The organism is Bradyrhizobium sp. USDA 3364 (assembly GCF_054056355.1).
Window position 1 is genome coordinate 6,354,718 of sequence record NZ_JBSRYG010000002.1, and the last position, 23,596, is coordinate 6,378,313.

Sequence of the window (23,596 nt, forward strand, 5' to 3'; positions counted from 1 at the left end):
AAGGATGGGGATGGAGCCGGGCCGTCGCCCTTCGAGACGGTCGCTGCGCGACCTCCTCCAGCGACAACGGCGAAGCCGTTGCGCGGGGGTGACGGGATAGGTAGGGGGCTTCTCAATCCACAATAAACAGCGTCGCGCCGGTCGCCGTCGACGAGCGGTGCGCGGCGTCGCCGAAATCCGAGACCTGGTAGCTCATGCCGGGTTTCAGCGTGAATCTGCGGCCGTCGCGCAACTCGGTGTCGAGCTCGCCCGCGACGACATAGAGCACGTGGCCGCGATCGCACCAGTGGTCGGCGAGATAGCCGGGCGAATACTCGACCATCCGCACGCGGAGATCGCCGATGTTGAGCGTGCGCCACAGCGCCTGCCCGGTCTCGCCGGGATGCGTGGTCGGTTCGACGTTGCTCCAGTCGGTCACGGTGAAGGGCAGGGTGGGTATTTTCATGGGCTGCGTCCTGATATCTTTGTTGCCCCGTCATTGCGAGCGAAGCGAAGCAATCCATGTATCCGCATGCGCGGCGCTATGGATTGCTTCGTCGCTGGCGCTCCTCGCAATGACGGCGTGAAGGATTCAATGCACCGGATGGTTCGCCGAACCCTGCCTGATCTTGCCCCGATCATCGAGCCGCAGATACTCGCAGATCTTCTTGCCGCGTTCGTTCTGGTAGAACACCACGACGCTGTCGGGCGAGACATAGAGGTCGATCAGCTCGAAATGCAGCTCGGGCAGTTTGGCGAGCGCCGCGCTCCAATAGGCCCGCAGTTGCGCCTTGCCGCGCACGGTGCCGGACGCGCCGAAGCCGAACGCCGGGATCCGGTCCGAGGTCATCTCGGTATCCTCGGCATACATCGCCAGCACCCGCTCGAGATCGCGCGCGTTCCAGGCGGCGATCCACTCGTTGCCGAGGGCTAAGAGGCGCGATGGGTCGTGAAAATCCGGCATTGGTTTCCTCCTTGTCGCTTATGGCCAAATTAGGTCAATAATACTGACCTATATGGATTTGTCCATGCCCAAAGAAGAATGTGGGCGCAACGCTGGCCGCGGTTGCGGGGGCGGGCGCCGTCGCGTATTTGCTTGCCATGACAGCCCAGCACACAGCCCAAGACACAGTTCAAGCACCGTCGACGCCATCCGTGGCCTCGGCGCATGACAAGATTCTGATTGTCGATTTCGGCAGCCAGGTGACGCAACTGATCGCCCGCCGCGTCCGCGAGATGGGCGTTTATTCCGAGATCGTGCCGTTCCAGAAGGCGGAGGCCGCCTTCAAGGAGATGAAGCCGAAGGCGGTGATCCTGTCCGGCGGCCCCGAGTCCGTGCACGAGACCGGCTCGCCGCGCGCGCCGCAGCTGATCTTCGAATCCGGCGTTCCCGTGCTCGGCATCTGCTATGGCCAGATGACCCTGGCGGCCCAGCTCGGCGGCGAGGTCGAGGGCGGGCATCACCGCGAATTCGGCCGCGCCGATGTCGAGGTGAAGACCGACAGCCAGCTGTTCGACGGCATCTGGAACCATGGCGAGAAGCACCAGGTGTGGATGAGCCATGGCGACCGCATCACCAAAATGCCGCCCGGCTTCTCCGTCGCCGGCACCTCGCCGAATGCGCCGTTCGCGATCATCCAGGACGAGAAGCGGAAGTATTACGGCCTGATGTTCCACCCCGAGGTGGTGCACACGCCCGACGGCGCCAAGCTGCTGCGCAACTTCGTGCGCAAGGTCGCAGGTCTCACCGGCGACTGGACCATGCGCGCCTTCCGCGAGGAGGCGATCGAGAAGATCCGTGCCCAGGTCGGCAAGGGCAAGGTGATCTGCGGGCTCTCCGGCGGCGTCGATTCCGCGGTCGCCGCGGTCTTGATCCACGAGGCGATCGGCGACCAGCTCACCTGCGTGTTCGTCGATCACGGCCTGCTGCGGCTCGACGAGGCCAGGACCGTCGTCGACCTGTTCCGCAACCACTACAACATCCCGCTGGTCCATGTGGACGCGTCGAAGGAGTTTCTGGGCGAGCTTGCAGGCGTCACCGACCCCGAGGTGAAGCGCAAGACCATCGGGCGCCTGTTCATCGACGTGTTCGAGGCGGAGGCGAAGAAGATCGGCGGCGCGCAGTTCCTGGCGCAGGGCACGCTCTACCCCGACGTGATCGAGAGCGTCTCCTTCACCGGCGGACCGTCGGTGACCATCAAGTCGCACCACAATGTCGGCGGCCTGCCTGATCGCATGAACATGAAGCTGGTCGAACCCTTGCGCGAGCTGTTCAAGGACGAGGTGCGCGTGCTCGGCCGCGAGCTCGGCCTGCCCGAAGTCTTCGTCGGCCGCCACCCGTTCCCGGGCCCGGGCCTTGCGATCCGCTGCCCCGGCGACATCACAAGGGAGAAGCTCGACATCCTGCGCAACGCGGATGCCGTCTATATCGACCAGATCCGCAAGCACGGCCTCTACGACGCGATCTGGCAGGCCTTCGCGGTGCTGCTGCCGGTCAAGACCGTCGGCGTGATGGGCGACGGCCGCACCTACGAATACGTCGTCGGCCTCCGCGCCGTCACCTCGACCGACGGCATGACCGCCGACTTCTATCAGTTCGACATGAAGTTCTTAGGCGAGACCGCGACGCGCATCATCAACGAGGTGAAGGGCGTGAATAGGGTGGTGTACGACGTGACCAGCAAGCCGCCGGGGACGATCGAGTGGGAGTGAATTAGCATCGTCTCACGCTGCTTCAAACGACTTCAAGAACTCCGAAAAACAAAAGCGAGACAGTGACTTAGGTGATTCAGGCTGCTTCAGCCTGCTTCACCCAAGCTCGCGCATTTGTCGGTAGTCGTGACGGTACGGTTTGAAGCGGTCGAAAACGCCGCTTCCGATACCGACAGGGGGTCTGACGGTATCAGCGGCACATCAAAAGTGAGGCTGATTTGCTGACTGATCGTGAGCTGGGCGCGCTGGCGCCGAAGGAAAAATTGTTCAAGGTGGCCGACCGCGACGGCCTGTACGTGGCAGTGCTGCCAACCGGTACGCGAGCATTCCGGTTTGACTACCGCATCAACGGCCGGCGCGAAACGCTAGCGATCGGGAAGTACGACCCGGCGTCCAAGCCCGAACGGAATCCTGATGAGCTTGAGTACGGCATGAGCCTCTCGCTGCGCGAGGCGCGCTCGCTGCTGGACCGGGCTCGCCGGGAAGTGGAGCGAGGTATCTCGCCGTCCCGCGCCAAGGTGGAGAAGCGCACCGAGGCGGCCAAGGCGCTGACGTTCGGGGGCTGGGCCGAGCATTACTTCAAGCACAAGGCCGACCCGAAGTCCGGTGCCGAGCAGTTGGCAGGTAGCACGCTGGAGCTTCGGCGCTCCACGTATCGCCGAGTCATCGAGCCCGAGCTGGGCCGGCTCAAGCTGGAGGAGGTGACCCCGAAGCGCCTGATGCGCTTGTGCCTTGATGCGAAGGAGAAGCGCGGTCCTGCTGTTGGGGTTCACGTGCGAGAGGTGGTGCAGTCGGTGTTCCGGCACGCACAGGGCAACGGCGTGTCTATCGCCAACCCGGCCGACGCTGTGCTCGCCAAAGCCATCGCCACGTTCGAGCCGCGTGATCGGGCTCTGGCACCGGACGAGATTCGCAAATTCCTTGTCGCATTGGAGCAGGTGGCAACTACGCCCACGCTGCGGTTGGCGCTGAAGTTCGTGCTGCTAACCGGCGTGCGCAAGAGTGAGTTCATCGACGCGACCTGGAGCGAGGTCGATTTCGACAAACGCCTCTGGACCATACCCGCCCAGCGGATGAAGGCTAGGAAGGCGCACGTTGTGCCGCTGTGCGAGCAGGCGCTGGACATCCTAACTGCACTCCGGTCTTGCTTTGGTGCCAGCCGATACCTGCATCCCGGCCGATACGACAGCGATGTACCGATCTCCAACGCGACCCTCAATCGCGTCATCGACGCCGCCGTGGAGCGCATCCAGAAGGACGATCTCGAGTTTGAGACTTTCGGGGTGCACGACCTGCGGCGAACTTTTTCAACGGGGCTGGGCCGCGCGAAGTTCGATGAAAGGTGGGTCGAACTAGCTCTGGCCCATGCTCCTCGAAACCGCATCGCCGCGATTTACAACGTGAACAGGTACTTGGCCGAAAGAAGGATCATGCTGCAGGCATGGGCCGACGCGGTCGACGCCTGGGTCCGCGGAGAGTCGGCGCGCGACCTACTCACGGATGCCAAGCGGCGAGCGGCTGAGGTGCCCGCCGAAGAACTCGATGACGACCTCTGAGGCCTAGAGGGCCGGCCGGGCCTAGTGCGGCCCGGCGGCCGTCCATTTTGGTCACATGGCCTGGATCTGGGGTGCCGAGCCGACCGACTTGGTGATGCAGGAGGCGGCCGAGCCGATTTTGACTCATAGCAGACAGGGTGGTTGGCGCGTCGCCGTCCCATTGCACCACAATTGCCGATAGCAATATGATGGCCCTGGGAGCGGGGATGGCGGAGCTGACCGAACACGAGCTGCACTTTTTGTATGCCCAGCGCATCGACGAGAGCGCGGTCATGGACTGCTCGTGGATGCGGTCGCACGGCTACAAATGGCACATGGAGCAGGAGGGATACCTGTGGTGCATAGCGCCGAAGTCCTGCTACGCCGGTCACAGGCTCCGCAGCCGCGCGGGTCACTGCATTCAGTGCGATACGGCACGCATCGCCTTCGTCAAACGCCATCACGACACGGCATACATCTACATAGCCGGCTCGCTCGAATCGAAGGTGGTGAAGGTCGGTAACGCCATCTGGCCTGAGCGCCGCGTCGCCGCGCTCAACACTCGCTACTACGGCGGCATTACTGACTGGGTGATGCTCTACCACGCCAAGTACGAGGAAGCGGGCAAGATCGAGTTCGCCGCGCACGGGCAGCTCTTCGGCCATCGCCGCGGCGCGAAAGAGATATTTCGCTGCAACTACGAGACGGCGCGGAAAGCTCTGATGGAGGCCACTCAAGGCTACCTTGGCGAGGACGAATGGGAGCGCAAATGGGCGGCGATCTCATACAGCTTCCAAGAGTGACGCCTATCGCCCCGTCTGTACCGCAGAGCGCTAAGTATGAAGATCCCATCTTGGACCACGGTACAGAATAAGATGAGTGTGAGTGTCAATGGGACCTATGTTCCGTTCAAGACAGCTCCGGACCTGATGCAGCGGTTCGTTCGACCCGCCCTGTTCTCCACAGGAGACGCGGTGTTCGAGCTTCGGGTCTTTGGTACAGCACTCATGGCGAAGTACCGCGGCTGGGATTTTGCTCTCGCAACGGCCCATCAAGTCGACACGACCCGTGGAGCTCCTTCCGCCGCTTCTTTCGTCGTGGTGATAGAGCGGGACGGTAGGCGGCTCGCGGTCCCGCCCTCGTCCGTCCATCTGCCGCGAGTCAACGGGGAGGAGTTTCGTTCGCTCGGCGACTTGGTCTTCTTCGACTACGCCAAGGTGACTGATGGCCATAAGCCCTCCCATCTGGATATCACCAACATCTATTGGTCGGACGCGAATGAGGTCGTTGCCGACTATTCATTCGTGATCGGCTATCCGACAAGTTCCCACAAGATCGAACTCGATCTTCAGGATGAGGCGCAGCTTTCCGAATTCACCATGCGCTGGATACGACAGGACCTTCAGAGATCGGACGGCGCCCCGATGGATACAGAGAATCGGTTGATATTCGTGAAGCACGAGCAATCGACGCGGCAGAGTGTAAATCCTGACGGCCTGAGCGGCTCACCAGTCTTCTCGATCGTTCACGACGAGCTAAAAGACCGTCACCTGCGGTTCGAAGGGATTGTGACGAACGCGCGCGATGATCGTTTCGCGGTCTTTCCGAGCGCGCACATGCGTGCTGTGCTTGACGGAATCGTGGATAGCGACCGGTGATGATGCGGCTGGCCGGCGAACCCACACGCCGGCGCCAGGGCGGCCAGCGTCATGCCGGGTTTTTGTCGCGCGTGTCCGACTGCTCACCGCCTTTTTGCCGCCGCGGCCTTGCGAAACTGGCCGGGAGAGACGCTGAACTCCTTCATGAAGGCGGTGCTCATGTGGGACTGGCTCGCGAAACCGCTTGTGAGCGCGATGTTGACGATGCTCATGTGCTGCCGGTGCGCCAGCATCTCCCGCGCCAGCACGAGCCGCTTCTGCAGTACGTAGACGCCCGGTGAGTGCCCGGTGGCCTTCTTGAACTTGCGCGCGAAGTGGAACTGGCTCATGGCGGCGACGCCGGCAAGCCGCTCGATCGTGAGCCGGCCATCAGCGAGGTGCACTCCGACGAACTCGATGGCGCGGGCGATGCGCTTGTCGATCGGCGGCGCAACGGCTGATGAGCGGCGTTGGAGCGCTGCATCGATGAGGTCGGCGAGGTGTGGATCCTCGGCATGCCCCAGCGCCAAGCGCGCCTGCAGTAGCGCGCTGGTCACCGCGTCGTGGGTGCTGTTGCTCGTTGTCATCTACCCAGTGCTCCTGGGTAATGCGTGGCACAACGCGGTAGTGCCGGGCAACAAGTGCAGCGCGAGTCAGAAGATCCTGGGCAGCCTGACTCGCAATGTGCGACAACCAGACGCGGCCTATGTGGCGGCTGTGACCATCCTGTGTGACCACGGCGCCGGCCAACATGGTCACGGCCGGTGGTCACAGGACAGCGTCGTGAAACCATGATTGCCGTCAATGAGCACTACTTCACCGGCCCAGCGCCAAGCCGCCAGCCGCGCACGCAAGAAGGCCGCCGGCTTCACGCGCATCACGCTTCGTTTCGACGCGGAGACTGCCGCTCGCCTCCGCCGGCTGACGAAGCGCGATGGCAGTCCGCAGGCAACCGTCGTCGCGGCGGCGTTGGCCCTGTTCGACGACAAGAAGCTGCTGGCGGACATCATGGCCTGGGCCGCCGCCCAGCGCGCGGCCAAGGCAGCGGCGGAGCAGGCGCAGTGAGCGTGCAGCCCACCTACTTCGAGCACGAGCTCATGCCGGGTCGGAAGATGTTCGCGTGCACAAGGCTGTCGGCGAATATGACGATCGAAACGTGCGCCACCCGCTGGCAGGCGGCGGAGGCCGGCAGCAGCTGCGCCACGTGCCACACCGGCCGCTTGCATGCGTCCAGTGCCGGTTCAGCGTCGACGACAGCACCACCGCGGCGGAGGCCGGCCTCGGCCAAGTCTGGAGCATGCGTACGGTGCGGGCAGACTGGGCAGCGGATCATCGTTTCCAGCGGTTGTTGCGTGAGCTGCATGAACCGCGAGTATGAATTCATCAAGGGCCGCAATGCCAAGGGCAAGCCACCCGTCGAGTACAGGCCACCGCGCCCCTTCGAAGTTGGCGTCGAGCTCGCAGACGGCACGATCGAGATCCGGCTAGTCACTGCGCTGCACGGTGCCGAGGCGATCGCTCGGGTCGCGCGTGGACTGCCCGATGGCGCGAAGTTCGCGGACGCGCCACGGCCACGGCCTTGGCCTTCAACATGGAATGCCAAGGCCGAAACCCACGAGTACAAGTGTGGGCGCTGCGGCGTGGCTGGCCTTGTGCTTGAGCGTGCACGTAAAGGCTTGCTCGAGCGTCACTCGTGGTGCTGCCAAGGTGATCCGCACGGAGACGGCTGGCAGATAGCTCAACCGCGCCAGCCGCTGCTGGGGCTTCATCCCGAGGCGCAGGCCGCGCTCATGGATGGGGACTTCGAACTCGAGGATGAAACCCCCGAAGTGTGGACGCCGCTGCCTGCGTGGTGCGCGGCATGTCGACGAGGGCAACTGCAAGGCCTGTTGACCGCGCCTGGCGGCAAGTGGCGGGTGAAGTGCGATGCGTGCGACGCCAGCAGTGAGGAGGGCACAACTAGATGAGTGGCGAGAAACGGCCCCAGGTGCGCGGTGGAAAGTTCGCCGGCTACGTGGACAGCGCAACGCATCGCGCCACGGCGAGGGCTTTGTTTGAAGGCAAGGCGGGCACGACGTGTGCTGAGGTCGCCGCGCAGATGGGCCTGGCGGAGAGCACGATTCGCCACTGGAAGAGGGACGCAGACAAGGCCGGGCATCCGTGGCGCGTACAGCGGCGCGCGTTGCCTGAGCTGTCGGGGCGCGCAGCGGCAATCGCCGATCAGCACCAGGTGCGCCTGGAGCAAATGGGCGCGGACCCCACCGAGGAGCAGAAGCAGAAGGCCGAGCGGGAGACCGCCGACATGGTTGCGAGCGAGGCTCGAGCCGAGGTCATCACCCGCCACCGCCTCGAGTGGCAGCTAGTGCGCAGGAAGCTCTACGAAGCCATCCGGAGCGGCGACCTAGCCCAGATCCGGCTCGCCAGAGACTCGGCCGAGGCAATGGACCTGATGCAAAAGAATGAGCGCCGCGCGTGGGGTCTCGACGCCGTCGCATTCGGCCCCGGCGGCGAAGCAGCTTTGGTGGTCGTCGAGCGCGTGGACGGTGCAGGCCAGGGCGGCGAGTAGCGCCAATGTAGCGAGGATGCGACGACGACGAAAAGAGCAAATGACTCGTAGTCACTTGTCCTAACCGCTGGGTTCCTTTGCAGCACATGAAGTCTGCGTTTCACGAAAACGGGCAGGGCGCAGTTAGTACTCAATAGCAGCGCAGGGGCGGAGTCGTTCAAGGTTCGTCGTGACGCTGTAATCGACTTCAAGCCGCTTCGGTGGCGCTCATTTGGAGTCTGTAATGGCAAGAGCCGAAATCACTAAAACACGGACTGATCGCGCGATCGCACAGGTCGCGATGGCGCGGACCTTTCCGGATACGCAGCTCTCGACGGATGCGGTGCTGCTGCTGACTGGCTGGAGCACGCCGACGTTGTACCGCCGCTGCAAGTCGGCCGAGTTTCCGGCTGCAATAAGCCCTGGTCGCTGGCACGGCGGGCAGGTGCTGGCGCATCTTGCAAAGGCTGCTGCTGGCGAGTCTGCGTGAGCGCGGGCGCCGCGCAGGCACGCCTCGACGCAATCCCCGAGCCAACTGGTAGCCGATGGCGGCACGCACGATCATGATCAAGCGCGACACCAATCCGGAAAAGTGGGATCAGGCGTTCGCTCGATCGAGAGGCTTGGCCATCTACCGTGGCGCGGAGTGGCGTTTCGTGAGCTCCTTCAGCTGCTGCAAGCCGCTCATCAGGAGCTCTGCGCCGGCATGTTCGTCTTGATGCGCCAGCAGCACGAGCAGCTCGTCCTTCGCGGTATTCGCTGCTCTCGATCACGTCCGTCACTGGATCGCCAGGTGACGCACGTCTGAGCAGCTGTTGATTTTCTTAATCGCGCATCTCGAACCCGATAGGGTCGCAAGAGGTAGTGCAAGGTATTCCTGAGTAGCTGCAAAGCACTCTACGTGCATCGACGATTTTCTTGACGCACGCGACGAGCTGCATCGAAATTTTTGCGGCATGTACAGGAATCGGGTTCGACGATGAAATTGGCTCCATGCGTTGCTCATGACTGCGCAAAACAAGCTCCCGATGGGAGGTTTTTAGCGCCGTCGTGATGCACATGATCAGCACAAGCACCACGAAGGAGAAATGCATGCAGCAAGCTCACAGCGACGCGGAACGCCAAGAGTCATATCGCGCCCGGCTGGACGCAGTTGGCAAAACGATCGTCCGCCTGGTCGTCCGGAAGGAAGACGCCGCACGCCTTCGCCGGATGGCACGCGGCGACGTCAGTCGGCAGTCCGCTGTCCTCGTGAAGGCGCTCGATGCACTCGAGGGACTGGCCTCGAGCAAGTCGGAGACTGCCGAATGAAAAAAGCCCCGACCTTTTCCGAGGCCGGGGCTTCCCAAAAACGCCGTTGCGAGCGGCACATGACGATGTGCGATTTTGACAGCACGACTACCAGCTCTGCAACGGCCTCCCAGTTTTTTCTCATGGAGGCCACATGCCCAACGACAACACTCAAGGGTTCGTCCCTTGCTTCATCGCGACAGATTTCGTAACCGCAGCCGGTGCGCGCATCGCCACGCTGCACTTCGTGCGCAGTCTTCTGGATCTGTTTGCGGGGCCGGACCACGGGCTGGGCGTCGCCGTCTACGGTGTTGGCACCGCGCACGAGCGCATCGAGATCATCCGTGGCGGTCGGCTGCCCACGCAACTGCGCGCCGGCCTCCCTCGGGCTCGCGCGTACTGGGAAGGGCGGTCCCGGCGGGGCAGTTCGATCAGCTGGGACGACGCACCCGTCGTCTGGCACGAATCGCAGAGCGGCTGGGGCCCTCGCTTCGCAATCCCTGGCGTCAGTGCACTGATCGACCTGGTGGCTGAGCGCCGCGTGCTGCTCGAAGGGAGCCGCCCATGAGCACCGCACTCGTCTCGCTCCTCGCCACCTGCCGCCGCCGCGGCATCGACCGCCTGGTGCTCGTCGCCGTCCTGGTTGGCGCGCTGGCCGGGCCTAGCGCCGCCAGCGCCATCGCCGCCGTCGCGCGCCAGGTCTCCCAGTGCACTACCGCGCACGCCATCAACCACACCACCAAGGAGAGCGCATGAGCGCGCTGCCCCAATACAACGACGACCTCGATCGCGCCCTCAGCGCGCTGGATCACATTGAGCCTCCTCTGGAGCGCGAGCCTTGGGTGAAGCTGCTGATGGCTGCGCACGACGCCGGCGTGCCGGAAGACGAGGCACGCGCTTGGAGCGAGCGCGGCGAGAACTTCGACGCCTCTGACTTCCGCGCAACCTGGCGCTCCATCAAGCCCGGCCCGGTCACCCGGCGTACCCTGTTCAAGTCCGCGCTGGACGCCGGCTGGAATGCGCCGGCAGAAGCCAAGAAGCTGACGCAGGCAGAGCGTGCCCAGCGTGACGCCGAGCGCGCTCAGCGCCGCGAGCATGAGGCGGCGAAGCGGGCCGAACGTGAAGCTGCAGCTGCTATTCGCGCGACGAAGATGTGGGTCGAGGCCGAGCCGGCGAACGACGAGCACCCATACCTGATGCGCAAGCGGGTGCCCGCCTATGGGCTCAAGATCGGCCGCTGGGAGCGGACTGACCGCGACACCGGCGAGGTGCACACCATCGAGGACGCGCTTCTGGTCCAGATGCGCGACATGGGGAAGAAGACCCATTCTGTCCAGTTCATCTTTCCCGACGGCGACAACGTGCTGGGCAAGGACCGCGTCTACCTGGCCGGTGGCACAACGAAGGGACACTTCTTCCCCATCGGGCAGCCCAAGACCATCGATGGCAAGAAAACCATCGTGATCGCCGAAGGCTATGCGACTGGCGCCAGCATCCACAAGTGCACCGGGAGCGCGGTCGTCATTGCTTTCGCCGCCGGCAACCTGGAACCCGTCGCCCGGGCGATCCGTGAGGGAGTGCCTGAGGCCGACATCGTCGTTTTCTCGGACCGCGATGCGGAGGCGCTGGCCGAGTCTGTCGGCACAAAGATGGCACTCAAGGCTGCGCTGGCGATTGGTGCACGCATCGTGGTGCCGGAGTGGTGCGGGCTCGATGGCCGCGATGCCAATGACATCGACCGCCTCGGGCTCACGTGGCGCGGCGAGAACTTCCCCGGCGCCGACATCCTGCGCAACTGCGTGAAGTTCGCCACGCCGTTCCGCTCGCCGGCGTTCATGGAGCTGCTGCGCGAGTGCGGCCTCGATACTGAGGATCTCGCCCTGCAGGCCGCACTGCCGGCAGTGGGTGACGCTGGCGTCCCCGTTCCCTCGAAGCCGGCTGCGGCCAGCAAGAAGGACGCAACGCCTTTCGGGCCGCCGGTCGACCCCTTCGGCGTGCACAAACCGCCGCAGGTGCCGATGGACGTCCTGCCGGCCGCGATCGCCGCATATGCCCACGACCAAGCCGGGCTGCTCGGCTGCGACCCGTCGTTCATCAGCATGTCCGCGCTGGTCGCAGCCGCGTCGGCGATCCACGACGGCATCAAGCTTCAGGTCAAGAGCAAGGATCCGCTTTGGCTCGAATCTCCGCGCCTGTGGGTGGCTCTCGTGGGCGACCCTTCGACGGGCAAATCTCCGGCGGTCAGCAAGGCCACGCGCCACATGCGCCGGCTAGACGCTGCCCTGCGTGAACAGAACGATACCGCTTACGCGCAGTACCGCGAGCAGCACGACGAGTGGAAGGACACAAAGAAGAAAGATCGCGACGCGCGAGAGCCGAAGGAACCGCCGCGCAAGCGGATGGTGGTCGAAGACATCACCGTCGAGGCGCTGTCGGAGGTGCTGCGCGACAACGATCGGGGCGTGCTGTGCCTGCGCGACGAGCTGGCCGGCTGGATCGGCAGCATGGACAGCTACAAGGCGGCGGGTAAGGGTGGCAGCGACCGCGCCTCGTGGCTCGAGACGTATAACGGCGGTCCGCGTAGCATTGATCGCGTGGTGCGCGGCGCCGTCCACGTGCCGAATTGGTCGGTCTGCATTATCGGCGGCATCCAACCCGACACGATGCGCCGGATCGCGAGCACCCTGGGTGGCGACGGTCTGCTTCAGCGCTTCATGCCGATCGTCGCCACCCCGAGGTATGAGATTGGCGAAGACCGGGCGCCCGATCATGAGGCGATGACACGCTTTAGCGACCTGTTCGACCAGCTGGCCCGCATCATGCCCGGGAACAAGGCGGTCATCATGACCGAGGCCGCCTACGAGATCCGTGAGCGCGTCGAGCTCCACGCCAAGCAGATGATGATGGCCTTCGACAACGATCACATGAAGGCCTGGCTAGGAAAGTGGGCCGGCCTGTTTGCCCGGCTGGTCCTGACCTACCACGTCATCGAGTGCGCCGTGGCCTCTGTGCACCCGTGCGCGCGGCAGGTGACAGCTGAGACGGCCGAGAAGGTGGAGAGGCTGCTGTGCGGCGTGCTGCTGCACCACGCGATCCACTTCTACACGAACGTGATCGACGCGCACGACCGCCAGGAACACATGCGTCAGCTGGCGCGCCTGATCCTCGCGAGGGGATGGACGCGCGTGACGAGCCGAGACATCGCCCAGCACTGGAAGGCCGCGCGCAAGCTGCAGCCGTGGGAGGTGCGCAATGCTGTTGAGGGGCTCGCCACCATGGCGTGGCTGGAGCCGGATGTCGAAGACCTGGGCGCTGACGGCAAGCCGCGGGCCTGGGACGTCAATCCAGCGGTGCACAAGGCATTCACCCAGCACGCTGACGAGGAGCGCGAGCGCCGCAGAATCGCGGCGGAGAAGCTGCGCGAGCTACAGGCGGCGTACGGGATGGCCGAGCAGGCATCATGACCGACGCGGCGCTCCTCTGGCGCGAGGCGAGCCACTCAGGTGCGCCAGTGCTGGTCAAGCTGGCCGAGAGCGGCAAGCCGCTGTTGCTGCGCCTTCCGTTCGATCCCGGCAACCGCGCCTGGATCGAGCAGGCGGGCCGCGCGTCCTGGCGCCTGCGCTGGGACAAGGAGCGGCGGCATTGGGAGACGCCCAGGGCGTGGTTCGAAGCCCTAGCAATGCACGTCATCCGTCGTCATGGCCGGCTCTGGGTGTTCCAGGAGGTGAAGGACCCACATGCCTGTGATGACCGTTGCATGAATGCTCGCGGCCTTGAGTGCGTGTGCGGCTGCGGCGGGAAGAACCACGGGCTAGGAGACCCGCGCGGCTGGGGGAGGTCGGTCGTTGAGAGCGGGTTCACCAACTGGGGTGATCGCCTGTTCGCCTGCCGCTTCATCGAGCCCCGCGCGTCCGCGGCCTTCACGGGGCTGCTAGGGCCCGCCACGCTGACTACCGTGCAGCCGTCTGCATAACTGCACCCCGCGCTCACGTTCACGCCAGGCATCGACCTGGCGTTTTTCTGTCCGGGTGGCAGTGGCAAGCCCGACAGCGAGTCCCGTACAACAAAGTCAACATGCGCTGTCGCCATACAACAGAGTCAACAGGCGTGAATCCCGTACAACAAAGTCAACGCGACCACTATCAACGCGGTCCCGCAGTCCTGCCGCGGTCTGATTTGTTGACTTTGTTGTACGCGCACGCGAATAGAAAATGCTTTTTTCTCTCTCTCTCTCTCTCTCTCTCTAAACGCGCATCGCGCGCACGCGTACTACAAGGTCAACAGGGCTATTGGCCTGTGGGAGCGCGGGGCGGGGGCGATGGTGGTTGCTGGAGCACGCCACGGTTGGCGCTATTGAAGGCCCTCGCGCGCGCGCGTGCGCGCGCAACCCCAGCCTCCGACCTATTTGGCCGCCGACGTGCCGCCTGCCGCCTCGCTGGTGAGGCGTGGGCGTGGTAGGTGGTGGGGTGGTAGCGACCCTTCGGAAAAGTCGCTCACAGGCCCGATGGCGATTCCTGCTCGGGCTATCCTGCTCGCCGCCCGGCCTGGCGCGGTGGAGCAGGGCAGATCAAAGGTCGTGCGTGTACTCGCTGGTGGTCCTCACGTTGCGTTGCTCCTCCCACTCCACGACCTGCGACAGTTTGTAGAGCACCCTGCCGCCGATCTTTACGAAGGGCGGGCCACCGCCGACGAAGCGCAGGTTGTTGAGCGTGCGCACTTTCACCTTGCCGCCATAGCGGGCGGAGAGCTCGTTGACTGTGAGAAAAGTTTCTTGCGGATCGTCCGTCATTGGTGCGCCCCTGTGGAGGGCGGACGACGTGGCACGACGTTTTGCTGCATGCAAGTGCATCCGGCACCCCGGGAACAGACGTGCACAGACGCGGTATTGCCAGACGCGCCGCCTGGTTGCCGTTGGAGCTTGCTTGCCTGGTGCGCTCGCGGCCGGTGTCGATGCCGGCGCTGCTCACCAGCGCGGCGCGACCCGGACCAAAACTTACTCCTTTTGCGCCATGTAGAAGTGGCCCCAAACACCTAGGCTCATAAGTTATTGACGAGATATTTGATCCGGCTCATAATTAGTCGTCTTCTTTTGAGCCGAGGCGCCATGATCCGCATTGCCTACTACCGCGTCAGCACCACCGACCAGAGCATCGAAGCCCAGCGCCACGCCATGGGCGGCGACTTCGCGATGGAATTCCAAGATAACGGAGTGAGTGGCGCTACCCTTGCGGCCGAACGGCCTGGCTTCTCCGCGATGCTGGCGGCGATCCGCGCCATGAAGAAGAAGCCGGAGCTGTGCGTCTACGCCGTGGATCGGCTGGGCCGAGACAGCATCGACGTGCAGTGCACAGTGCGCGATCTGCGTGCCTTGGGAGTCCGCGTGAACGTCCACGGCCTCGGGCCTATCGAGGGGGACACTGGTGAGCTGCTGCTAGCGCTGCTCGCGCAGATCGCCCAGATGGAGCGCAACCGCATCCGCGCACGTGCCGACGCTGGTCGTGCTGCCGCCCGCGAAGCGCTGGCGCTGACAGGCAAGACCCATCGCGGCAAGACCAGTCTCGGCCGACCGGTTGAGCATGACGCCGCTGAGGTCGCCAAGTGGCGCCGCGAGAACGGGGCCAGCATTACGGCGACGGCCCGGCACTTCAGTGCGAGCGCAGCAACTGTGAAGCGCGCTTGCGCTGCTGCCGCTCGCACCACTGCCGGAGCCTCCGCATGAAGTGCGCCGACGCCTGATCCCCATCCATCTCGCCACGAAGACGAAATTGAACATGAAGCACCTTCTCACTCTCCTGGCCGCGACCGCGATGCTGCATCTCGCGACATCGGCGCGCGCCGCTGATGCCGGTGCCTGCTATACCATCAGCGACTCGGACGCCCGTGCGCACTGCATCGCCAAGGCCCGCAAGGAGCCAGGCATGTGCTACTCCATCAAGAGCTCGGATGTGCGCGCGGCGTGTTTGGCCGAAGTGCGGCGGTAGGCCACCAATGCAATCGATCCTCACCTCCGCCGGCCTTGCATTCGCCGCCATCCTGCTGGCAAGCCTCACCGCCCACGCCGCCGAGCCGCGCACATGTCTCGTGGTCGGCGTCAGCGATGGCGACACCATCACCGCGCGTTGCGGCGCGCCAGGCGCCTACGAGCAGCTGCGCGTGCGCCTCGCCGGCATCGACGCGCCCGAGAAGGGCCAGCCATTCGGCCAGCGCGCGAAGGAGGCGATGTCGGATCTCGTGTTCGACAAGCCAGCGCGCCTGGAGTGCATCAAGATCGACCGCTACGGCCGCAGCGTGTGCAACGCGTGGGTGGCGCCGGCATCCGCCTCAAACGGGCCGCAGACGCTCGATGCTGGCCTCGCCATGATCACCGTGGGCATGGCCTGGTGGTACCGGGCATATGCCGGCGAACAGACGCCCCAGGCGCGTGGGCAGTACGAGTTTGCAGAGCAGGAGGCCAAGGCCAAGCGCGCGGGGCTGTGGGTTGATCCGGGGCCGACGCCGCCATGGGACTGGCGCAAGGCCAAGCGTGAGGGTGCGAATGGGGGCGGCCGGTCGATGCAGCTGGAGTCGCTGCGTGCCATGACCACGTGCGCAAGTGGTGCGCCGGCATGCTGCGACCTATGCGGCCGGCCGTTCAACGACTGCATGATCGATGCCGAGCTATCTGGACGGGGGCATGTGTGGGGCTGGATCTGCAAGGAGTGCGCCAAGGCCGAGGGCGTGCGAATCGGCTGGGGCAGGGGCCAGAGGTATCGGCGGGATGGTGCGGTGTGGGTGCTGGCGGCCGGTGGGCCGAGGGAGCTGCAATGAGGGATTCACGCGAACTCGAATCGCCCGAGCGCGCCGCTCTGCCGTTGCCGGGCGCATCCTGGAGCGTGATCGAGTCCTGGTGCGCGAGCATCGCCGGCCCACGTGGCGACGCGCGGCCCGTCGACGAGCTCGCGGCGATCGCGCGCCTCGTGCAATCGGACATGGCCGCGGCCAGCACCGACGACCTGTTGGCGGGCATCTACTTCTTCTGGCGCCGACTGCGCTGGAACGCCGAGGCCGAGGACGCTGAGGACGAAGGGCTGATCAGAAGCGCCGTTGAAGAACTGCGGCGCAGAGATGCCGTCCCAACTGAACCAGGCGCCGGGCCGGACCACTAGGCGGTCAGTTCGCTTGGCGGTCAGTTGGTGTCTTCTTCGGGAAGCTCATCCTCCGGATCGTCGAAGTAGACGCCAGGCGCGCCGATGAAGCCCATCATTTCGAGCCGCTCCTTCCGCTCCTTGGAATCCATTTCTTCGTAGTGGGACTCGAGCTCATCCATGGTTTCGGCCTTCGATGCATCCGATTTGAAGCAATCGAGGTAGTCGCCAACCAGGGCAGGATCGAAGTCCAATGGCTCGATCCCCTTGAGGAACTTCAGGTAGCCCGTGCTCGCGCCCACGTTCATGAAGAAGATGAGCAGCTCCTTCCAGAGCACGTCCTCGTCGCCAATGTCGACCTCGCGCAGGAATACGCTCTGTGCCTTCGAACCGTGCCGCATCTCATACGTGTACAGCCCAAGCGCGCTGGAGCGGTCGTGGACAACCTTATAGATCGTCTGTGAGATCTTCAGGACCGTGCGCCGGATGAAGGCGCGGTAGCGGTCCTCGTTGCGCGTGCCGAACGCGAAGGAGCTATCGGGAAACTCGACGTTCAGGTGCTTGCCCAGCAGTCTGCGGATCGCCTCGGCTTCCTTCTTTCCCTCGTAGACCGAATTGAGAGAGAACCGGTCGTACCGAAGTGTCTTGTAGAACGTGCTCAAGAGCTGAAGCAGGTCATTCTGCGGCTTGCCGAAGTTGATTGTGACGTGCTTTCGCAGCCGTGCCACCAGGTCCAAGTGGCTGTGCGTGATGAGGGACTGCTCCAGCGCTTCCTGATCGGTCGTGTCGGTGTGCTCATGCAGCACGACGGCGATCTTCAAGATCCGTTCGAGTCCAACCGACAGGTTGTAGAGGAACTCGAACAGTTCGTCGTCGTGATCAAGCAGTCGCAGTTCGTGGAACCGACGAAGTCCGTTGTAGATGAAGGCCCCTGCGATGTGTACTTCCTCGCCGAGACGAAAGTTCTTCCAGAAATCAGAAGCGTTCATTGGTAGCTCATGAGCCGCCCCAGCTTTTGCGGAGGCTTGTTGATTTGAGTCAGTCCGTTTTTCGGCGGGCCGCGAGGCGCTGCTCGAGCGCGCTCGCCAACGGCGTGCCGCATTGCACCAGGATGTCGACGACCGCGGTGACTTCCGCGCTGTCGAGCACCGTCGGCGAGGCGGACGCGCCAAGCACTGCCTTGTCGATCCAGTCGCATAGGCGCCGCCCGATCCCGTGATCGATCCAGAACTCGGAACGTGCGCCCTGAACCCGCCACCACGCCGCCACCGCACGGGCGATGAACGTCAGCCGATCCGCGTGCGGCTCGACCTCCAGCAGTCCGAGGAACGCGATAGCGACAAAGGTGGACCCGGCTGCCTGCTCGGCCAATTGCGTGAGCATGGGCAGGAGCAAGTCAGCGCGGGCGGCTCCAGGGGGAAGGACGTAGCAGCGTGGCCCGCGTCCCATCTCGTGCTGCCCCATGAACATTGCGGCAATCGCTCCAGCAATGTGCATGCCGGTGCCCACGGAGCGCTCGGATGCGAGGTGGCGCCATGACGAGGTCGCCACAAGCCGCTGCGCCAGCTCCTCGCGGATCGATACGGCCATGTTGTCCGATACCGCGCCGACGTTCAGCCACAGGTGATCCAATGCATGCAGCACGGCCTCCGCCGCATCGAAGAATCGCTCGTCCGGCAACTGGGCGAGGGGATCGAGCACGAATTCCTTGATGCCCGCGTCTCCGCTCGAGACCGCGCATGCGAGTGCGGCGGCGAAATAGGCGTCGTTCCACTCGAATGGTCGCTCGCCAGGCTCTTCATCTTGCTCACAACCCACACCATTCGCGCCGGCGGTCCAAGGCCAGCAATGCCGCACCAACGCGCATAGCACTTCGGGATTGGCCGTGCGCCAGAGTTGGTCCGCGAGCGACAACCATTGAGCCGCTGCTGGCGCGTGCAGCGCGAAAACGCGTGGTGGAGGAGGGGATCGCTTCTGTCGCCGCCGCGAGATTCTGCGCCGCTCCTTGGGCGGGTACGGATCGGGTAGGTCAGGCCATCCGGGCTCTGGCCCCTCGTTAGCGAGCCAGCGCAGTTCTGCGTCAACCGCACTCTGCAGCCTCGTCTGCTCGGCCTCCTTGCGCGCCGTCTCTTGCGCTTCATGGCGCGCACGATAGTCGTCGATGTTGCGGAAGTCGCTGTCGTCTCGTTGTGGGAGGGCATGGATGGCAGATGCCAAACCAAGGCGAACTAGTGATCGTGTGAGTTCCAGGCGCAAGGGGCGCTGCGCTGCCACCTCGGCGCGGAGCACCGCTGCCATGCCCGTATCTGGTCTGGCTGCCAGGTGAAGCAGGCGAGAAAGGTCCGCGGGATCAAGATCGTCACGGTATGCGGACAGGATACCTACGGCCGCGATCGCGGCCGGGTTGAACTGCAGCTGCTGCGGGGACCCGCGGTCGTTCGGCTCGCGCTTCACCGCTTGCGCTAACTGGGCGCGCGCCCAATCACCATGCGCGGCCTTCAGCTCCAGCGATCCATCGCGCATTACCAGTGCGGCGACGATGAACCGCGTGCGCTCGATCCGCTCCTGCTCATCCTTGTCCGGATCGTCCTGCGACGCTGACGTGTCGCGTGTCGCCCAGCGTACACCCCGCTCAAGAAGTTCAGGGGAACAGGGTGGTTCGGTGAGGGCTCGCATGATCTGCCATTGAATCGCAGCCTCACCGCCTCCGAGTTGTGCCTGCTCCGCGAATTCGCGGGCTAACCGTGCTTCGTCGGTTGGCGCCACGTACTCGATGATTGAGCGGCCGTTGTCGTCCGTACCTCCCTGCACGTAGTTCGCCGGATTGAGCTGATTCAGCGCGCTCATGGCGGCGAACTTCGGATCGGCCATTGCACGGCTTTCACTATCCGGCGCCCCGATTCGTGCCGCCTCGTCCCGCAGCGCCTTCTCCATCGCTTCGCGCACCTCCGCGGGGCCATATACCCCGTACTGGCTGAGCAAGAAGTCGAGTGGCCTGCGGCGTGAGGGGCGGTGCCGCAAGTTGTCCAACCGAACGGCGCTGGCGGGTTCAGGATGCACCCAGCCGATGGAGCTGCCGTCGGCATTGACGACGTCGTAGCCGTACCGCTGGCGATCCATCGCCAGCAACTCGGCCGATGCCGCGAATGGCCACAGGCACTCCCGCGTCTTAGGCCAATGCGACAGCAGCACATCGACCGCAACGAGTAGGTAGGCCGCCGGGGATCCTTCGGGGCCAAGTACGTCATCGATCACGGTCTGCACGGGCTCCCCGCGTTCGACGAGCAGGTGCGCCCACGCTTCCAAGGCCATCAGCGCCGACGCGGCGATATAGGCGTCCTGCGATCGGGACCACATGTAGGATTGGCGCCAGAGGAACGAGCGCCGGCCGCTAGGAAGTGGAATCTCGATGCGGTTGTCGCCTGGCTCTCTGCCGCGAGAGCGCCGCCGTACAGCGTGCGCGATAACACCGCGCACCAGCCGCAGCCCTTCCTCCTTGTTCGCCTGAAGCAAATCATAGAATGGCGCGCGCGCCGGCGACGCGGGAAAATACTCCAAATCCCATGCCGCGAAAACGTCCCGCAGCCGCGACCCTTGATGGTCTTCGTCGGCGTCCCCTTCGGGCAAGGCCTCCAGGAATAGGTCGGCTACGGCTCGCGGCGCTGCTTGGGGCGCAGTGCCCATAAACGGCAGCAGCTTCCGGAATAGAACGTGCCGATGCGGATGGGCGGCCACGCCCTGGAGATACGACTCGGCGTCGCTCGGGCGCAGCTTGCACCACAGGAGAAAGCTCGTCCGAAGGTCGCTCTCCTGCGCCTCCGTCATCGACAATCCAGGTGCGTTCCTGGTAGCCATCCACGTGTTGAAGTCGGACCCGGTCGGGTGGTTCTTCGCCTCGACCTCGACCAACCACGCATACAGGCGCGCTACCAGCAGAGGCGACAAGTTGTCCTGCCCCCCGAATGCGCTGCACCAGCGACCGTAGAGGTCGACGAACTGCGGCACGACTGCGTGGGGAAGGCGGTCTCCGATAGCGAGCGACCACATGATCAAGTTGGGCCACGCCGGACCACGAGGCGCGACGAAGTCATCGGTGAGTTTGCTCGTGTCCGCACCAAGTGCTGCCCAGAGTGGCGCGGCCGGCTGTGAGTCGACGGTTACGGCCGCACGGACCAAATCGGCAAGCAGCTCGGCGTTGTTCGCGGCCAGAGCCGGCAAGCAGCGATTCAGCACTTCGTCCGCGCGTTCCGAACGAGCAAGGGCGAGCAGGACAGCGCGCTTCCATGAGCCGTGCGCGCCGGGCACGCTCACCCGATCGAGCAGGGCGCGCCATGCCGTCGCATCGCTGCCTAACTCTGCGTGCAACCGGGCAGCGAGCTCCACGCCGCGCACCAGACGCGCTGACGCGTGGCTGTCTAGCGCGATAGCGGCGAAGTGCTCCGGCTCCTCATACAGCAGGCAACCGATCGCCCAGTCGCGCAGCACATCGTGCTCGGGCTCGACGCGAACCGAGCTGAGCGCACGGAGTGATCCGCTCTCGGTCAGCGAGGTGACCGCCTCCGCCGGTGACGTGCTGGTATCCATGGGGGCCGACGAGGCCAGCGAATGCACCGCCAGCGATCGAAGCACGCGCCGCCGCTCCAGGCGACCAGTGGCATCCGCGCCATCGCCCGTCGTCCACCACTGCCATGCCATCTGTGCTTCGCTGAACGGCGCGGCAGCCCCTGCTGGCACGCTGCGCGCCAGTCGATTCAGGCGATACAGGTTGCGCACGAGCTTCTCGGCTGGATGTCCGGGCCGTAGCAGCGCGGCGAGCGCAGGGTTGGCGCCCCGAAGCCAAGTCACCTCGTCGTCGTCGAGCTCCTCGATGACCAACGGTGGCGCTTCGCCGAGATCCTGCAGAGCCTGCGCCGGCAGCCACGCGCGCGCATCGGCGTCGAAGTCCAGTCGCGCTGTGACCACGACGCGGAACCCGCGCACCTGAGCTGCGGCACGAATCAGGTCGGCGACGGTGGCCCGCTGCCCCGGGTCGTCGAAGCGGTCGAGGCCGTCGATGAACAGCGTGCCGCCGCCATCGCCTGCCAGGTCGGTCAGGAACTCGCGCGCGTTCGCGTCGCAACCGAGCTGCGCTTGCAGCGCCGCCCATCCGCCCGCTGGGACACGATGTGGGGCGACGGCCAAAAGACGGGACTCGACGCCGATGCGCTGCGCAAGATCCTTCAGCACCCCCGACTTGCCGACGCCGCCGGCGCCGCGGATTTCGAGGTACCGCGCCTGCTCAAGCGCAGCGAGTGCTGCGGCAACACGGCCGCTACGATCGATAGCCACGCCGTGGACGTGCGAGCTGATGGTGGCGAGCGTGTTCTCCGCGGCTTCTGCAAGCCGCTCACGCGCGAGATGCAGGCGGCGGTCGCCAACCATCTGGTAGGCCCGCTCGGCGGAGAGTCGATCGCGCAATGCGCGGGCGTCTAGGTCTCCGCCAGCGGCATCGACGTGCAACGCGATCTGCTGGAGCGAATCCCACAGTTCGCCTGCTCGCCCCACTTCCTGGGGCGCGAGGATCAGCGTGCAGCGCTCGCGGGCCAGCTGCGCGCATACCGAACCGGGCTGCTCGAAGTCGAACGCCAGCACCTGGAAGCGAGATAGCAATCGCCACACGGATGCGTCGGCATGCGCCGCGCCGGCCTTGCGCATGTGATCGCGAAATGCTTCGACGAAATCGCGCATCTCCTGGTGCGCGGCACCGGGCTGCGTCAGTCGAGCGAAAAATCCTTCGGCGTCCTGGTACTCGCGTGCCCACTTCAGCACATTCTGGATGTGCTGCTCGATCTTGGTGGACGTGCGGCCGATTGCCACCGCGAGCTCATAACGCGTCGTGTTGAACTCCGACTTGGTCGCTGTCTGGCAGGCCAGCGCGACCACGTCGGCGAAAACCGTGTCGCTCGCCGTGAAGGCAATCGTGCGCTTCGCCTGCAGTTCGAGCGTGGCCGGGGCTCCTCGGTGGTCATGGCCGGTGACGATGACGTCGTCCATGGGGTGGCCGAGGCCTGCCCGCTGGAATGCCACGCGTGTGACGATGACGCCTGGAAGTCCGCGCGCCTCACCACCCGACAGCAGTGGTAGAAGGTATTGCGCGCCGACGTGACCCTCCAGCAGAGCGCCGGCGGGCCCAGCTGCGGCCGGACTGGCGACGGCGGGCGGGTCATCTACACGGCGAGGCTTGCGTGCGCGCCTGGTCCCCCGCGCTACGGGCTCTTTGGTGCTGGCTTTCTTTCCCTTGGGCTGGGATGGGGTCTTAGGCATTCGCGCCATGTGCGTCTGTCGTTACCGCGGCGCCCGCCGTCCACGTTGGATTCTCTTGGCGCTCGACAAGTGCATATACGGATTATCGTGGGGCAGGGGAAGTGCGGGGCGCCAGCACAACGCAGGGTGGCGGGCCGGGTTTATCCGGCCCTTCCAACAGCTCTCGGTCGACGGTGTGGTGCATCGGGTCTCGCGCGTGCCGGTGTTGATGCTGCGGCGCGGCGCTCCGCGTGCCCCTTCACCAGCATCATGCGCAGGCGAACCCGAGCGCGTGCAGGGCCAGCGCGGCGAACCTGCGGAATGAGTAAGACGCCTAGGCCAGCGCGCTCATCCTGCAAGCAATGCTCACACACCCGGTCCAAGGGGTGCTCGACGCGCTAGAAGAGCGCGGCTGCTGCTGAAAAATTGCTGTGCTGCTCCACAACTAACAGGCTTTCGCAGACGCAGGCTCGCGATAAAGTAGACTTTATT

At 64.7% G+C, this 23,596-nt stretch carries 24 protein-coding genes; 18 read left to right on the forward strand and 6 right to left on the reverse strand.

Translation table 11 applies throughout. The features are described from left to right. Window positions 1-112: 112 nt before the first annotated feature. Together ACVILL_RS29605 and ACVILL_RS29610 are read right to left on the reverse strand one after the other, a co-directional pair. Window positions 113-445 (reverse strand): DHCW motif cupin fold protein, encoded by a 333-nt coding sequence (locus ACVILL_RS29605; RefSeq protein ID WP_456732285.1) that lies wholly within the window; start codon window positions 443-445, stop codon window positions 113-115. A gap of 126 nt (window positions 446-571) precedes the next feature. Next, window positions 572-943, reverse strand: a complete 372-nt coding sequence (locus ACVILL_RS29610; protein WP_456732286.1) for a nuclear transport factor 2 family protein — start codon at window positions 941-943, stop codon at window positions 572-574. 137 nt (window positions 944-1,080) lie between these two features. On the opposite strand from ACVILL_RS29610, the gene guaA reads away from it, so the two are divergent. From guaA to ACVILL_RS29630, 4 genes are all read left to right on the forward strand, one after another. Next, window positions 1,081-2,691, forward strand: coding sequence for a glutamine-hydrolyzing GMP synthase (guaA, locus tag ACVILL_RS29615; RefSeq protein WP_456732287.1), 1,611 nt, complete (start codon window positions 1,081-1,083; stop codon window positions 2,689-2,691). A 218-nt stretch (window positions 2,692-2,909) separates the two neighbouring features. Further along, window positions 2,910-4,247: a tyrosine-type recombinase/integrase gene (locus ACVILL_RS29620; RefSeq protein ID WP_456732288.1), complete on the forward strand. Its 1,338-nt coding sequence runs from the start codon at window positions 2,910-2,912 to the stop codon at window positions 4,245-4,247. Window positions 4,248-4,453: 206 nt separating this feature from the next. Continuing rightward, on the forward strand, window positions 4,454-5,029 hold the full coding sequence (locus ACVILL_RS29625; RefSeq protein WP_456732289.1) for a GIY-YIG nuclease family protein: 576 nt from the start codon (window positions 4,454-4,456) through the stop codon (window positions 5,027-5,029). A gap of 36 nt (window positions 5,030-5,065) precedes the next feature. After that, the gene (locus tag ACVILL_RS29630; RefSeq protein ID WP_456732290.1) at window positions 5,066-5,884 is read left to right on the forward strand and encodes a hypothetical protein; all 819 of its coding nucleotides are present in this window, start codon (window positions 5,066-5,068) and stop codon (window positions 5,882-5,884) included. Window positions 5,885-5,967: 83 nt separating this feature from the next. On the opposite strand, the gene ACVILL_RS29635 is transcribed toward ACVILL_RS29630, so the two are convergent. Next, complete coding sequence (locus tag ACVILL_RS29635) at window positions 5,968-6,450, reverse strand: helix-turn-helix domain-containing protein (RefSeq protein ID WP_456732291.1); 483 nt, start codon at window positions 6,448-6,450, stop codon at window positions 5,968-5,970. A 217-nt stretch (window positions 6,451-6,667) separates the two neighbouring features. Here ACVILL_RS29635 and ACVILL_RS29640 point away from each other — a divergent pair, with 217 nt between their 5' ends. From ACVILL_RS29640 to ACVILL_RS29685, 10 genes are all read left to right on the forward strand, one after another. After that, window positions 6,668-6,928 carry a hypothetical protein gene (locus ACVILL_RS29640; RefSeq protein ID WP_456732292.1) on the forward strand — a complete coding sequence of 87 codons (261 nt, stop codon included), beginning with the start codon at window positions 6,668-6,670 and terminating at the stop codon, window positions 6,926-6,928. 55 nt (window positions 6,929-6,983) lie between these two features. Beyond that, complete coding sequence (locus tag ACVILL_RS29645; RefSeq protein WP_456732293.1) at window positions 6,984-7,241, forward strand: hypothetical protein; 258 nt, start codon at window positions 6,984-6,986, stop codon at window positions 7,239-7,241. After that, on the forward strand, window positions 7,225-7,830 hold the full coding sequence (locus ACVILL_RS29650) for a hypothetical protein (protein ID WP_456732294.1): 606 nt from the start codon (window positions 7,225-7,227) through the stop codon (window positions 7,828-7,830). The genes ACVILL_RS29645 and ACVILL_RS29650 overlap by 17 nt, the downstream gene beginning before the upstream one ends. Further along, entirely contained in the window at window positions 7,827-8,429 is a 603-nt protein-coding gene (locus ACVILL_RS29655; RefSeq protein WP_456732295.1) for a hypothetical protein, read from the forward strand. The genes ACVILL_RS29650 and ACVILL_RS29655 overlap by 4 nt, the downstream gene beginning before the upstream one ends. A gap of 223 nt (window positions 8,430-8,652) precedes the next feature. Next, window positions 8,653-8,898: a hypothetical protein gene (locus tag ACVILL_RS29660; RefSeq protein WP_456732296.1), complete on the forward strand. Its 246-nt coding sequence runs from the start codon at window positions 8,653-8,655 to the stop codon at window positions 8,896-8,898. Between the two features lie 602 nt (window positions 8,899-9,500). Further along, window positions 9,501-9,719, forward strand: a complete 219-nt coding sequence (locus tag ACVILL_RS29665) for a hypothetical protein (protein ID WP_456732297.1) — start codon at window positions 9,501-9,503, stop codon at window positions 9,717-9,719. A 133-nt stretch (window positions 9,720-9,852) separates the two neighbouring features. Further along, a complete protein-coding gene (locus ACVILL_RS29670) occupies window positions 9,853-10,266 on the forward strand; it encodes a hypothetical protein (RefSeq protein WP_456732298.1) in 414 nt (137 codons plus the stop codon). Beyond that, window positions 10,263-10,454 carry a hypothetical protein gene (locus ACVILL_RS29675; RefSeq protein WP_456732299.1) on the forward strand — a complete coding sequence of 64 codons (192 nt, stop codon included), beginning with the start codon at window positions 10,263-10,265 and terminating at the stop codon, window positions 10,452-10,454. Before ACVILL_RS29670 ends, ACVILL_RS29675 begins: the two co-directional genes overlap by 4 nt. Beyond that, window positions 10,451-13,162: a DUF3987 domain-containing protein gene (locus ACVILL_RS29680; RefSeq protein WP_456732300.1), complete on the forward strand. Its 2,712-nt coding sequence runs from the start codon at window positions 10,451-10,453 to the stop codon at window positions 13,160-13,162. The genes ACVILL_RS29675 and ACVILL_RS29680 overlap by 4 nt, the downstream gene beginning before the upstream one ends. Next, on the forward strand, window positions 13,159-13,671 hold the full coding sequence (locus ACVILL_RS29685; protein WP_456732301.1) for a hypothetical protein: 513 nt from the start codon (window positions 13,159-13,161) through the stop codon (window positions 13,669-13,671). The genes ACVILL_RS29680 and ACVILL_RS29685 overlap by 4 nt, the downstream gene beginning before the upstream one ends. 594 nt (window positions 13,672-14,265) lie before the next feature. Here ACVILL_RS29685 and ACVILL_RS29690 read toward each other — a convergent pair. Continuing rightward, window positions 14,266-14,487, reverse strand: coding sequence for a helix-turn-helix transcriptional regulator (locus ACVILL_RS29690; RefSeq protein ID WP_456732302.1), 222 nt, complete (start codon window positions 14,485-14,487; stop codon window positions 14,266-14,268). Window positions 14,488-14,802: 315 nt separating this feature from the next. Between ACVILL_RS29690 and ACVILL_RS29695 the strand changes: the two genes are divergently transcribed. Genes ACVILL_RS29695 through ACVILL_RS29710 form a run of 4 tightly spaced genes read left to right on the forward strand, consistent with a single transcriptional unit; the run spans window position 14,803 to window position 16,843 of the window. Beyond that, window positions 14,803-15,417: a recombinase family protein gene (locus tag ACVILL_RS29695; protein WP_456732303.1), complete on the forward strand. Its 615-nt coding sequence runs from the start codon at window positions 14,803-14,805 to the stop codon at window positions 15,415-15,417. Window positions 15,418-15,469: 52 nt separating this feature from the next. After that, entirely contained in the window at window positions 15,470-15,679 is a 210-nt protein-coding gene (locus ACVILL_RS29700) for a hypothetical protein (protein WP_456732304.1), read from the forward strand. A gap of 7 nt (window positions 15,680-15,686) precedes the next feature. After that, complete coding sequence (locus tag ACVILL_RS29705; RefSeq protein ID WP_456732305.1) at window positions 15,687-16,505, forward strand: thermonuclease family protein; 819 nt, start codon at window positions 15,687-15,689, stop codon at window positions 16,503-16,505. Then, entirely contained in the window at window positions 16,502-16,843 is a 342-nt protein-coding gene (locus tag ACVILL_RS29710; RefSeq protein ID WP_456732306.1) for a hypothetical protein, read from the forward strand. Before ACVILL_RS29705 ends, ACVILL_RS29710 begins: the two co-directional genes overlap by 4 nt. A 20-nt stretch (window positions 16,844-16,863) precedes the next feature. On the opposite strand, the gene ACVILL_RS29715 is transcribed toward ACVILL_RS29710, so the two are convergent. Continuing rightward, entirely contained in the window at window positions 16,864-17,811 is a 948-nt protein-coding gene (locus ACVILL_RS29715; protein WP_456732307.1) for a hypothetical protein, read from the reverse strand. Between the two features lie 49 nt (window positions 17,812-17,860). Next, entirely contained in the window at window positions 17,861-22,855 is a 4,995-nt protein-coding gene (locus ACVILL_RS29720) for a hypothetical protein (protein WP_456732308.1), read from the reverse strand. Window positions 22,856-23,596: the final 741 nt, after the last annotated feature.

Bases quoted from the DNA above. Each gene is read 5' to 3' on its own strand.
- guaA (WP_456732287.1), top strand. From the start codon at position 1,081: ATGACAGCCCAGCACACAGCCCAAGACACAGTTCAAGCACCGTCGACG.
- ACVILL_RS29610 (WP_456732286.1), bottom strand. From the start codon at position 943: ATGCCGGATTTTCACGACCCATCGCGCCTCTTAGCCCTCGGCAACGAG.
- ACVILL_RS29675 (WP_456732299.1), top strand. From the start codon at position 10,263: ATGAGCACCGCACTCGTCTCGCTCCTCGCCACCTGCCGCCGCCGCGGC.
- ACVILL_RS29705 (WP_456732305.1), top strand. From the start codon at position 15,687: ATGCAATCGATCCTCACCTCCGCCGGCCTTGCATTCGCCGCCATCCTG.
- ACVILL_RS29720 (WP_456732308.1), bottom strand. From the start codon at position 22,855: ATGGACGACGTCATCGTCACCGGCCATGACCACCGAGGAGCCCCGGCC.
- ACVILL_RS29700 (WP_456732304.1), top strand. From the start codon at position 15,470: ATGAAGCACCTTCTCACTCTCCTGGCCGCGACCGCGATGCTGCATCTC.
- ACVILL_RS29605 (WP_456732285.1), bottom strand. From the start codon at position 445: ATGAAAATACCCACCCTGCCCTTCACCGTGACCGACTGGAGCAACGTC.
- ACVILL_RS29690 (WP_456732302.1), bottom strand. From the start codon at position 14,487: ATGACGGACGATCCGCAAGAAACTTTTCTCACAGTCAACGAGCTCTCC.
- ACVILL_RS29655 (WP_456732295.1), top strand. From the start codon at position 7,827: ATGAGTGGCGAGAAACGGCCCCAGGTGCGCGGTGGAAAGTTCGCCGGC.
- ACVILL_RS29640 (WP_456732292.1), top strand. From the start codon at position 6,668: ATGAGCACTACTTCACCGGCCCAGCGCCAAGCCGCCAGCCGCGCACGC.
- ACVILL_RS29710 (WP_456732306.1), top strand. From the start codon at position 16,502: ATGAGGGATTCACGCGAACTCGAATCGCCCGAGCGCGCCGCTCTGCCG.
- ACVILL_RS29695 (WP_456732303.1), top strand. From the start codon at position 14,803: ATGATCCGCATTGCCTACTACCGCGTCAGCACCACCGACCAGAGCATC.
- ACVILL_RS29625 (WP_456732289.1), top strand. From the start codon at position 4,454: ATGGCGGAGCTGACCGAACACGAGCTGCACTTTTTGTATGCCCAGCGC.
- ACVILL_RS29650 (WP_456732294.1), top strand. From the start codon at position 7,225: ATGAACCGCGAGTATGAATTCATCAAGGGCCGCAATGCCAAGGGCAAG.
- ACVILL_RS29680 (WP_456732300.1), top strand. From the start codon at position 10,451: ATGAGCGCGCTGCCCCAATACAACGACGACCTCGATCGCGCCCTCAGC.
- ACVILL_RS29670 (WP_456732298.1), top strand. From the start codon at position 9,853: ATGCCCAACGACAACACTCAAGGGTTCGTCCCTTGCTTCATCGCGACA.
- ACVILL_RS29685 (WP_456732301.1), top strand. From the start codon at position 13,159: ATGACCGACGCGGCGCTCCTCTGGCGCGAGGCGAGCCACTCAGGTGCG.
- ACVILL_RS29630 (WP_456732290.1), top strand. From the start codon at position 5,066: ATGAAGATCCCATCTTGGACCACGGTACAGAATAAGATGAGTGTGAGT.
- ACVILL_RS29660 (WP_456732296.1), top strand. From the start codon at position 8,653: ATGGCAAGAGCCGAAATCACTAAAACACGGACTGATCGCGCGATCGCA.
- ACVILL_RS29665 (WP_456732297.1), top strand. From the start codon at position 9,501: ATGCAGCAAGCTCACAGCGACGCGGAACGCCAAGAGTCATATCGCGCC.
- ACVILL_RS29715 (WP_456732307.1), bottom strand. From the start codon at position 17,811: ATGAACGCTTCTGATTTCTGGAAGAACTTTCGTCTCGGCGAGGAAGTA.
- ACVILL_RS29635 (WP_456732291.1), bottom strand. From the start codon at position 6,450: ATGACAACGAGCAACAGCACCCACGACGCGGTGACCAGCGCGCTACTG.